The 11,609-nt window shown below is 48.1% G+C and carries 5 protein-coding genes; 2 read left to right on the top strand and 3 right to left on the bottom strand.

The window, feature by feature from the left end; translation table 11 throughout:
• Window positions 1-159: 159 nt before the first annotated feature.
• Window positions 160-804: a DedA family protein gene (locus V1L65_RS13750; RefSeq protein ID WP_331699739.1), complete on the top strand. Its 645-nt coding sequence runs from the start codon at window positions 160-162 to the stop codon at window positions 802-804.
• A 55-nt stretch (window positions 805-859) separates the two neighbouring features.
• Here V1L65_RS13750 and V1L65_RS13745 read toward each other — a convergent pair whose 3' ends face one another.
• The 3 genes from V1L65_RS13745 to V1L65_RS13735 all read right to left on the bottom strand — a co-directional run bounded on the left by V1L65_RS13745 (window position 860) and on the right by V1L65_RS13735 (window position 3,108).
• On the bottom strand, window positions 860-1,276 hold the full coding sequence (locus tag V1L65_RS13745) for a hypothetical protein (protein WP_331699738.1): 417 nt from the start codon (window positions 1,274-1,276) through the stop codon (window positions 860-862).
• A 297-nt stretch (window positions 1,277-1,573) separates the two neighbouring features.
• Window positions 1,574-2,500: a DsbA family oxidoreductase gene (locus V1L65_RS13740; RefSeq protein WP_331699737.1), complete on the bottom strand. Its 927-nt coding sequence runs from the start codon at window positions 2,498-2,500 to the stop codon at window positions 1,574-1,576.
• Window positions 2,501-2,790: 290 nt separating this feature from the next.
• Window positions 2,791-3,108: a winged helix-turn-helix transcriptional regulator gene (locus tag V1L65_RS13735; protein ID WP_331699736.1), complete on the bottom strand. Its 318-nt coding sequence runs from the start codon at window positions 3,106-3,108 to the stop codon at window positions 2,791-2,793.
• A 179-nt stretch (window positions 3,109-3,287) separates the two neighbouring features.
• On the opposite strand from V1L65_RS13735, the gene V1L65_RS13730 reads away from it, so the two are divergent.
• Window positions 3,288-11,465: a GH36-type glycosyl hydrolase domain-containing protein gene (locus V1L65_RS13730; protein ID WP_331699735.1), complete on the top strand. Its 8,178-nt coding sequence runs from the start codon at window positions 3,288-3,290 to the stop codon at window positions 11,463-11,465.
• The last annotated feature ends 144 nt before the right edge of the window (window positions 11,466-11,609 follow it).

Genomic DNA, 11,609 nt, shown 5'->3' with positions numbered 1-11,609 from the left:
AATTCATCTGTTTGTCCGTATATATGTCGTTAAGTATATCATAGTTGAAAGACGGAAATAGCCGGATATAAGGGATAATTTACAATTATTTTTCTACGAGGCTGGAATGGGCTATAATAATGAGGCGTTCTATAACTACTAATGAATTGAGGTACCAGAATGGAAATTATAAAAAACTTAATAAGCTTTATCATACATATTGACAAGCATCTTGTTGAAATTATTGATATGTTCGGCAACTGGTCGTATGCCATTTTATTTTTAATCGTTTTTGTGGAAACAGGAGTCGTTATTTTTCCGTTCTTGCCTGGGGATTCGCTGCTGTTTGCGAGCGGAGCATTTGCTGCGCAAGGAGCTTTTAATCTAGGGATTCTTATGCTGGTGTTTTTCGCAGCTGCCGTGATTGGCGACACAGTCAATTATCATATCGGAAAAAAGGTCGGAACGGTGATCAGGCCGGATACATGGTTCGGCAAGCTTATTAATCAAGAAAAAATGGACAAGGCAGAAGCTTTCTTCAATAAGCATGGCGGAAAAACGATCATTATTGCCCGCTTTATGCCTTTTATCCGCACATTTGCTCCATTTGTTGCAGGGGCCAGCCGGATGAACTACCGCTATTTTATAGCTTACAACATCATTGGCGCAGTTATTTGGGTAGGCCTGTGTACGACTGCCGGCTACTATTTTGGCAATATACCCGTTATCAAAAATAATTTTTCGACCGTTCTGCTGCTTATCATCTTTGTTTCAGTGCTACCAGCAATCATCGCTTTTTTAAAGGAAAAGTTCAAGAAGAAATAAAGCACTCGCCTTTATGAAAATAAAGCCTTGCTCTGTTTGAAGAGAGCAAGGCTTTTTACTGATCTGACGTTCCATCATACGAGAGACGAAGCCCGGCACAAAACTCAGTACGCAGCTCAGCAGCTCTATGTATATACAAACCATATGTATACGAAGAATCATACATAATCGGCGGCGCTTCCTCCAAACGGCTCAATGTATATGAAAATTCATACACAATACGCTGAAATGCCCCAAAAACCCCAAATGTATATGAAAAACCATACACAATCGGCAGCGCTTCCTCCAAACGGCTCAATGTATATGAAAATTCATACACAATACGCTGAAATGCCCCAAAAACCGCAAATGTATATGAAAAACCATACACAATCGGCAGCGCTTCCTCCAAACGGCTCAATGTATATGAAAATTCATACACAATACGCTGAAATGTTCCAAAAACCTCAATTGTATATGTAAAATCATACACAACCAGTCGGCGCTTCCTCCAAACTACTTATAGTTGGCATACTTTGCGACATTCACCAGTCCGATATTCGCAGGATCAAGCCTTAACAGTTGCACTTGTCAGGGTTCAACCCCCTTAGCTGGCTAAAATGTCGATTCGTCGAGCAACCTTTGGCAAGCAAAAGAGAAGGGCAAGGGAACGGAGAATTCTCATCGAGAAACGGCGCATCCTTAGCCAAAGACGCGCCGTTTCTATTTATGTTTAGAGGGACAGCACAGTGATCAAGCGTGTCAATGGCTGTAGTGGCTATCCGCTAAATTAATCAGCAGTTTCCAACGTATAATACAGTTCGCCCAGCAGCTCCTGCTTTTTATAAGGAAGCCCGGCCAGCTGTTGCTCTGCATAGGTTTGCACTTCATCCCGGTCTATATCGTAAGCAGTCTCAATTTCTTTGGAAAACAACAGTTTTTCCTCTTGAAGCAGGCTTGCTAGTGCCGGCATCGGTTCGGCAGTTGGTTTCTCTCCAAGCACCTGCTCTAGTGCGGCAGCATAATGCTCCAACGTTTGCGCCCCAACAATTTTAACACCTTTTTTATCTTCATTTACCATAATAATTGTTGGGAACCCGCGAACACCCAGAGAAGCAGCTAAAGCGAAATCTTGCTCCAGCAGATCCTGGGCAGCCGGCTCGCCCGCTTTGGCTACGATACCTTCACCATTCAAACCAATCCCATTAACGATGTCGATAAGTACCTCATCCTTGCCGATATTGCGATCGAATGCAAATACAGCCTCTCTTGCTCTGCGAAGAAATACAGCTGCAAGCTTCTCATCCTGCTGCCCGATAACCTTAAATACTCTTGACGGCGGGTAAGAGGACATAATGGGATCATGTTCCCAAACTGAGCCGTCAATCGGCATTCTGGAATGCGCCCCAACCTCGCGCCAATGCCCAGCAACATCGCTAGGTTTGCCGATTCCATTCTTCACATCAGCAAATCCGTCCCAGCCTGCAAGCAAACCGCCGGCAATTGTGCGGATGTTCAAATGCTTGCCGTATTGCTTAACAAATTTGCGCATAACCGGCTCAAGCGCCCAGCAATGCGAGCAAATTGGATCGGTTGCATAATAAAGATCAACCTTCTTCACTGGCGCGTTAAGATCCACCAGTTCGAATACGCCAGACTCCCCCGCATCTCCACAAATACCTGTAGTTAAATCACAAGCCATCGGATTGTTTTTCATACTATATCCACCCTTTCTCCTTCATTAAACAGCCGAGCCTATTTAACGTACACAAACTGCTCAGCCTTTTTACTTCCATAAACAAGCCGAACCGAGCCTATTTAACGTGCACAAACTGCTGAGCCCTTTTACTTCCATAAACAGCCGAGCCTATTTAATGTACACAAACTGCTCAGCCTTTTTACTTCCATAAACAAGCCGAACCAAGCCTATTTAACGTACACAAACTGCTCACCCTTTTTACTTTCTTAAACAAGCCCAACCTATTTAACATTCACAAACTGCTGAGTCTATTTTTCTTCCATAAACTGCTGTGCCCATTGCTGTACAGGTGCAAGAGCTTTCGTTAATTCCATTCCTTTTGTTGTTAACGCGTAAGAAATTTCAATTGGCGTGCTTGCTGTTACAAGCTTGTGAATGAGGCCAAGCTCGATAAGCTCCGTCAGCTTGATGGAAAGCGCACGCGGTGTAATCTCTTCCAAATCCCGTTTAATATCTGAAAAATGCGCTTTGCCATCTGGCTGCAAAGACAAATAATGAACAATTAATCCATTCCATTTCTTGCCCAGCACCTGGAACGAATAATGCAGATAAGGACATACCTTCAATGGAATCACCGCCTTCTAACGTAATTATATCAGATATAATTTTTATATCAAGTATACTTAGTATATCAAAGAAATAAATTAAATTCATAAAAGCTCATGTTAATGGAAATAATTTGATTGTTCCAATTAATAATTTTTGCAGTTCTGACAGCTTGATTATTGTGACCTCGGAGGAAAATATGACTTATCATTTGCAAACATTAAGCAGTAAGGCACATGAGCTTGCACTATCGCATTCGCCAAAAATAAAAAGCAGACAGCCGCGTTACTTAAACGCAGGCGTTGCAAAGCATATTGAACAAATTCGCGCTTCTGTTCTATCCTTGAATCGAGAAGCGCATATCTGCTCACAGCCGGCAGATGAGTGGCTGCTTGATAACTCGGAATTTCTGGAGGAGCAGGCGGAGGAGCTCAAGCTGCAGCTTGAAAAGAGAAATTTGCGTTATCTTCCCTATATGAAAACTAGCGAGCAATTGCGTATCCATGCCATTTGCAAGCAATATTTATCCGTTGTGGACGGAGTATGGAGCGAGAGCTCCTTTCTGGCTTTTGTAAATGCTTATCAGGAAATTGCTGTATTGACTATTAACGAAATATGGTCGCTGCCGATTGTGCTGCGAGCTGCTTTTTTGGACCAAATAGCCGAAGTAGTCTCTCTTGTTCAAGAAAGAAGAGAGGCTTGCCTGGCTGTTGACAAGCTGTTGTCTTCCATTGAGCCTGAGCAAATAAACGCAGAGGTTATACAGCAAAAGCTGCGCGAGGCACAGGTGGAGATGCCGTTGTCAGGTCCATGGATTGTCCATTTAATTGCTCACTTGCGGGAATGGCAAGGCGACGCGCAAACTGTACGAGAGTGGCTGCAATGCCAATATGATAATGGGCTCGAGGACTTAAACCAGATCATTACATATGAGTATCAGCTGCAAGCTTCCTATCAATTGACAGCAGGAAGCTTGATTACGAGCATGCGCTCCATTGAAAGAATGGACTGGCAAGGTATTGCTGAACAGTTGTGCCTGCCTGACCAAACGTATCGTCAAAGCCAGAAGGATTATGGCTTGCTCGATGCGAGCAGCCGCAATTCCTTGCTCAGCCGCACAGCAGAGCTGGCAGCAAGGCTGAAGGTGCCGGAAAATCTTATCGCCCAGCAAGCGGTGAAGCTGGCTAATGGCTATAAGCAACAGAATGAGAGTAATAAAGAGCCAGCTCCCCGCTCTGTGTTTGTAGCCTTCTACCTGCTTGATCCGGCCGGGGTGAAGCAATTGCTGCGCGCATTAAAGGCATGCAGCAAAACAAGCCCTGACATGAGACGCATGTTTTCAGAACGGGCGGCAGGCACATATATGAGCAGTTCAGTTATTTTACTTGTTATTTTAACCATTTTAGCAGGCGCTTGGGTTGGGCTTGGCAGAGGAATCGGATGGCTCGGATGGGTTTGTATGCTGCTTGTGGCAATTTGGCCGATGAGCGAATGGGTCATGTCAATTACGCATTACGGCATTGAGAAGCTGTGCCGCCCGCGGCCGCTGCTCCGTCTTGACTTGTCGGAAAAAATACCGGCTGATGCAGCGACGATGGTTGTGATTCCGGCTATCTGGTCGTCGGCTGAGGAAATCAATGAGCTGGCAGATCAATTGGAAATCCATTATTTGGCCAATCGCGACCGCCATATCCACTTTGCTTTACTAGGGGATTTTACAGACTCTAGAGAAGAAGTGAAGCCTGAGGATCAAGCGCTGCTTGAAACCGGAAAAGCCCGAATAGACGAATTGAATGACCGTTATAACCATACGGGCACGACGTTCCATTTTTTACAAAGAAGAAGGAAGTGGAATGAGTCCGAAAATATTTATATGGGCTGGGAACGGAAACGGGGGAAGCTGGTTGAGTTTGTCGATATGCTCAAAGGCAGCCAGGATACGAGCTATTTCTACCAGATTGGAGATAGCAAGGTTTATTCAGCTATCCGTTATATTATTACGTTAGATGCGGATACTCAGCTTCCGATCAGCTCTGCAGCGAGAATGATCGGCGCTATTCATTTGCCTTATAACAGGCCAAGGCTTAATACGGCCGGCACAAGGGTAGTGGAGGGCTATGGTGTGCTGCAGCCAAGAATTGGCGTCAGCCATCCGTCCGCACTGCGTTCCAGACTGGCATTCTTATCATCAGAGCCAGGCATAGACCCGTATGTGTTCGCTGCGTCCGACCCTTATCAGGATGCTTTGTCAGAAGCAATATTTACAGGGAAAGGCATATTTGATGTCGATGTGTTTTATCAGGTGCTGTGCGAGCGAATTCCAGATAATCGTGTGCTTAGCCATGATTTGCTGGAGGGGGGCTTTTTGAGAGCAGGTCTTCTTTGCGATGTAGAGCTGATTGATGATCATCCGTCTACCTTTGTTGCGTATCAGAAACGATTGCATCGCTGGGTAAGAGGAGATTGGCAGCTTATTTGCTGGCTGCTTCCTTCGCTCCACAATCGGCGCGGCGAATTGATGCCCATTGACTTATCGATCATTACAAAATGGCAGCTTATCGATAATCTTAGACGAAGTCTGCTGCCTATTGCTTACTTTCTGTTAATATTACTTGCTGTTACGATTTTGCCGGGCTCTTTGCTGCGCTGGATGCTCGTGCTGGCGATTACGCTGCTGCTGCCTGCAATTAGGCAGCTGCCTTCTATTTACAAAGAGAAGCAGCTGCGCAGAGTGAGCGTCGCTTTGTTTCAGGCTGCAGTGCAATTTGTGATGCTGCCTTTTCAAACGGCATTGCTGCTTCACGCTATTTGCAAAACGTTATACCGCTTAATAGTAAGCAAGCGTCATTTGCTTGAATGGACCAGCTCCTCGCATGTGGAGCGTGCGAGAAAAAGCTCCTATGCATCTCTTCCGCTCGTTTTTGTGGGCGGAGGCTATGCATTGATTGCTCTTGCAGTCATAGTCGCAATCATTCAGCCTTCTTTATCAGCGAGGTGGCTGACCGTCATCCTTTGTTTAATATGGGCGGTTGCTCCGATGCTCGCAAGCTGGCTGGATCAGCCGGTCATAGCGGCACGCAGGCCGCTGGATGAAGGTGTAAAGCATGAGCTGAAGCGGCTGGCCAAGGAAATTTGGGCCTTCTATGAGGCATATGCGGGGCAAGAGGATCATTATTTGCCGCCAGACAACGTACAGCTCGAACCGGATAAAGGCGTAGCGCATCGCACTTCGCCAACCAATATCGGCTTTTTGCTGACGTCAATTGTTGCAGCACGCGATTTCGATTTTATTACTGCCGAGCAGCTCTTGGACAGAATGGAACAAACGTTAACTACTGTTGAAAAGCTGGAAAAGTGGCATGGGCATTTATATAACTGGTACGATACGCAAAGCTTGCGCGTATTGCATCCTGCCTATGTCTCCACTGTAGATTCAGGAAATTTTGTAGCCAGTATGATGACAGTCAAGCAAGCGCTAGTCCGTCTTCTAGAAGAGCAGCGCTACAAGCTGCAGGCGATTGAAGCAGCTGAGGAAAGAGAGCAGAAGCTGCAATTTATTCACAGGATGGACAATCAGATTGATCGATTGGAGCATTTGATTACCGCTACTGATTTCCGTCAATTGTATGACGACAAAGCGAAATTATTTGTGCTTGGCTATCATGCCGACACGGATAAGCGCGATACGATATTGTACGATTTGCTTGCCTCTGAAGCGCGGCAGGCCAGCTTTGTAGCGATTGCGCTTGGCCAAATTTCAGTTGCACACTGGTCCGTGCTTGGCCGCTCTGTGAAGCAGGCGGCTGGATATACTTACTTGCTGTCATGGACGGGGACGATGTTTGAATATATGATGCCTTGGCTTATTATGAGGACCTACGCCAATACGCTTTGGGACAGTACGTATAAAGGCATTATTCAGCGGCAAATCGATTATGCGCGGGAGAATGCCATACCGTTTGGCATATCGGAGTCAGGCTACTATGCCTTCGATTACAACATGAACTATCAATACCGGGCCTTTGGCGTTCCAGGCCTCGGCTTCAAGCGGGGATTGGAGCAGGATCTCGTTGTGGCGCCATACGCCTCCATCATGGCATTGCCTTATGCGATTGAAGCAGGCATGGACAATTTAAGAGAGCTGGAGCTTATCGGAGCCCGCGGCCAATATGGCTTTTATGAAGCGATTGACTTTACACCAAGCCGCCTGCCTAGAGGCAGTGAATATAAAGTGATCCGCAGCTTTATGGCGCATCATCAGGGTATGAGTATGCTCACACTGGCGAATATGCTTTTGCCGGTTGCCATGTACGACTATTTCCATCAAGACAAGCGCGTACAGGCTGCAGAGCTGCTGCTTACCGAGCGCATTCCGCCAATCTCAGCTCTAATGAAGCGGGAATTAACAATTAAGTCGAGCAAAGCAGCAATCGGGAATAGACAAGCAGGTCCCTTGCGCCAATTTGAAGCTGACGGCAAGCATGCGATCGAACAAAATATTCAGTCGAACGGCTCCTTTACAACTGCTGTAACGAATAGCGGCAGCGGCTATATTCAGTATAATGGCCTCGATATAAGCCGTTGGCGTGAGGATGCTGTGCTTGATCCGTGGGGCGTATTTGTATATATACGCAATGCCAGCAGCAGCAAGCTCTGGTCACCTGCGTATCAGCCTTGTCAAATCGAGCAAGAAAACAGCCGCGTTCAATTTTTTCAGGAAAAAACGTTGTATTACAGTGAATATGATGATGTGGGAAGCATGCTGGAGGTATCGGTTTCCCCAGAGCTGAATGCTGAAATACGGGAGCTTACTTTAACGAATAAAAGTCAGGAAGCAAAGGTGCTTGAGATTACCTCGTTTATGGAAATAGCAATGGCCGGACATGAAGCCGACAAAGCGCATCCTGCTTTCTCGCGATTGTTTATTCAGACGGAAATGGACGCAGCGTCCGGCAGCCTGCTTGCCAACAAGCGGCCGCGTCAAGCAAGCGACAAGCCGCTATGGGTTTTCCACAGGCTTTATGTAGTCGGAGATGAGGGGCTGGGCGCAGCTGAATATGAAACGAATCGGGCGCAGTTTATAGGACGCGGCTATTCCCTTCGCCAACCAAAGGGCATAACGGAGCGATTAAGCGGCAAAACAGGCTCGGTAGCTGACCCGGCATTTGTCATGCGGCGCCGCATCCGGATTGAAGCAGGCAAAACAGCCCAGCTCGTTATGATTACAGGCGCAGCGGACAGCCGCAATCAAGCGGTCGAGCTGGCTATTCGCTTATCGGACCGGCAGCAAATTGCCAGATCGAAGCAGCTTGCCTGGACCTACAGCCAGATCGAGCTTGCTCATTTGCATATTAAGCCGCACGATATTGTTGCTTTCCAGCAGCTTGGCAGCCGGATTCGCTATCGGACAGAACTGCAGGAGCAGCAGGCGGAAGCGATACGATCGCTGAAGAGCAGCCAGCAAGGATTATGGGCGCATGGCATTTCGGGCGATCGTCCGATTCTGCTTATACGAGCCAGTGATACAAGCCAGCTGCCGTTTCTGCTCAAGCTGTTTACCGGCTGTGTCTATTTATGGAGAAATGGTCTGCAATTTGATGCTGTAGTATGGAATGAATCGCTTGAGGGCTATCAGCAGCAGCTGCGCGATGAGCTGGTCAGGCTGGCCGATCAGCTTTATGGCGGGCTGGACGGACCTTACGGCAGCTTTAGAATGATATCAGCTGCATCTGCAGATCAAGCGGATCAGCATTTGTTGTTTGCAGCTGCCCGATTTGTCGTTCATGCAGATGGGCCCAGCCTGCAGGCCCAAACCGTCCCGCTGGAGAAGCAGGAGCCTGCCGGCTCCGGGCTGCTGTCTGCTGTTGCCCAGCCGAATCGCTACCAGCATGCAACGATGGATTTGAAGGGCTTGGAGGAAAGCGGCTTGTTCGATAATGGCTATGGCAGCTTCTCAGCTGATGGAAGCGAGTATCGCATTAAAGTAAGAAGAAATCAGCCGCTGCCTGCCCCATGGATTAACGTGCTGAGCAACCCGCAGTTCGGCTGTATTATATCGGAAATGTTTACTGGGTACACATGGTGGAGCAACAGCCGGGAATGTAAGCTTACGCCATGGTCGAACGACCCTGCTCTTGATCCTGCAGGTGAGGCTTGTTATATACGGGATGAGCTTAGCGGCGAGGTCTGGCAGCCTGTGCCGAGCCGGCTTGAGCTTGAGGATGCGGAGGCGCTTGCCATTCATGGACAGGGTTATTCGAGATTCGAGCGCAGCTGTTATGGCATCGTCCAGCAAGCGACTGTTTTTGTCCCGCTGAAGGATCCTGTTAAAGTGATGAAGCTGCGTTTGATAAATACGACTGAAGACGTGCGTGAGCTTTCAGTAACTTATTACGCTGAATGGGTGCTCGGTGTACATCGGGAAGATCAGGCAGCTATGGTCATTACACAATATGATGAGAGCAGTCATTCATTAATCGCCCACAACACCTATCAGGAAAACTTCCGCGACGCGCATGCTTTCCTTACTATTGCGGCCAAGAGACGCAATATGAACAGCGAAGAAGGCGAGGACCTGTCATGGACAGCCGACCGTTTTGAATTTATCGGGCAAGCCGGCTCGGTCGATCAGCCGGATGGCATGAGGCGCAAGCAGCTTTCTGGAACGGTTGGAGCTTTGTCCAACAGCTGCGGTACGATGCAATTGAAGCTGAGCCTGCAGCCAGGAGAGGAAAGAGACGTATATATTTTGCTGGGCTGCACCGATTCCGGGCAGTCCGCCTCGCAACTGGCGATACGCTATCGTGACTCGGATGTTTGCCGCGAGCAGTATGAGGCTGTGCTTGCTTATTGGAACAATATTAAAGGGACGATATCGGTTTCGACCCCAAGCCAAGAGCTGGATATTATGATCAATCACTGGCTAATGTATCAAACAATTGCATGCCGGCTATGGGCCAGAACCGCTTTTTATCAAGCGGGCGGCGCTTACGGCTATCGCGATCAGCTGCAGGACTCGCTTGCCTTGCTGCACTTCGAGCCCAGCCGGACGAAGGCGCAAATTTTATTGCATGCAGAGCATCAATATGAAGAGGGAGATGTGCAGCATTGGTGGCATGAGGAAACACAGCGGGGCATACGCACCCGCTTCTCAGACGATTTGCTCTGGCTGCCATATGCCGTGCTGCGCTATATTGACCAGACCGGAGATGATTCAATATTGGATTTGACAGCTCCGTATCTGCACAGCGCGCCGCTTGGACCAGACGAGCATGAGCGTTACGAGGAAACGGTGCGTTCCGAGCAGGTCAGCTCAATAGCCGAGCACTGCTTCCGGGCGATCGACCGCAGCTTGCCGGTAGGGGAGCATGGGTTGCCGCTTATCGGCATCGGCGACTGGAACGATGGCATGAGCATGATCGGTCCTGAAGGAAGAGGAGAAAGTGTATGGCTGGGCTGGTTTCTAGGCGGCCTGCTGCCTGCTTTCAGCGAAATTAGCAAGAAATACGGTGATGAGGGAAGAGCGCAGCGTTATGCGCAATGCTATGAGCGGCTTGTAGCGGCGTTGAACAATGAGGCATGGGATGGCAAGTGGTTTAGAAGAGCCTTTACCGATTCCGGACAATGGCTAGGAACGATTGAGCATGCCGAGTGCCGCATTGATGCTATCGCTCAATCGTGGTCAGTTATTTCTGGCATGGCAAGCGAGGAGAAGGCGGAGCAGGCGATGCAATCCTTTGACCAGGAGCTGGTCGATCGCAGCCTGCAGCTTGCGCGCATATTAACGCCGCCGTTTGATGAAACGAACCCGAGCCCGGGCTACATTCAAGGCTATCCGCCAGGTATTAGAGAAAATGGCGCCCAATATACGCATGGAGTTATTTGGAGCATCCTCGCCTGGAGCAAGCTGGAGCAGGGCGGTAAAGGGTTTGAGCTGTTCAATTTGCTTAATCCGATCAATCATGCCAAGTCGGCGCAGGAGGCAAAAATATATGCAGGCGAGCCTTATGTCATGGCTGCCGATGTATATTCCGAGGATCCGAATAAAGGCCATGCCGGCTGGACCTGGTATACCGGCGCTTCGGGCTGGATGTATCAGGCCGGCGTCGAGTGGATTATCGGGCTTAGAAAGCGTGGCAACTACTTGTATATTCGTCCAAGCATTCCGTCCGACTGGCCGGGCTATTCGATTCAATACCGCGCAGGTGAAGCTGAGTATCATATTGAGGTTAGAAATCCTGAGCAGCGAACGAATGGTGTAAGCTTGCTGAAGATCAACGGGCAGCAAATTGCGATTAGCGATGACGAGAAAAAAGAAGGTGCAAAAATTCCAATCGCTAACGATGACCGTATTTACAAGGTAGAAATTACAATGTAACGGATTAGCCTTGCACAATCTGACTGCCGGCCGTTAAATTCGACACCATTAATTGAATATGTTAAGGTAATAGATAACAAGGCATTTCGTCACACAGACGAGGTGCCTTACTATCTATTTTTTTATTTTTCTACAAGCTTGGAG

It is taken from the genome of Paenibacillus sp. IITD108, from assembly GCF_036541265.1.
Taxonomy (GTDB): Bacteria; Bacillota; Bacilli; order Paenibacillales; family Paenibacillaceae; genus Pristimantibacillus.
This window is presented reverse-complemented; position numbering and strand designations above follow the sequence as displayed.

Bases quoted from the DNA above. Each gene is read 5' to 3' on its own strand.
- V1L65_RS13740 (WP_331699737.1), bottom strand. From the start codon at position 2,500: ATGAAAAACAATCCGATGGCTTGTGATTTAACTACAGGTATTTGTGGA.
- V1L65_RS13750 (WP_331699739.1), top strand. From the start codon at position 160: ATGGAAATTATAAAAAACTTAATAAGCTTTATCATACATATTGACAAG.
- V1L65_RS13730 (WP_331699735.1), top strand. From the start codon at position 3,288: ATGACTTATCATTTGCAAACATTAAGCAGTAAGGCACATGAGCTTGCA.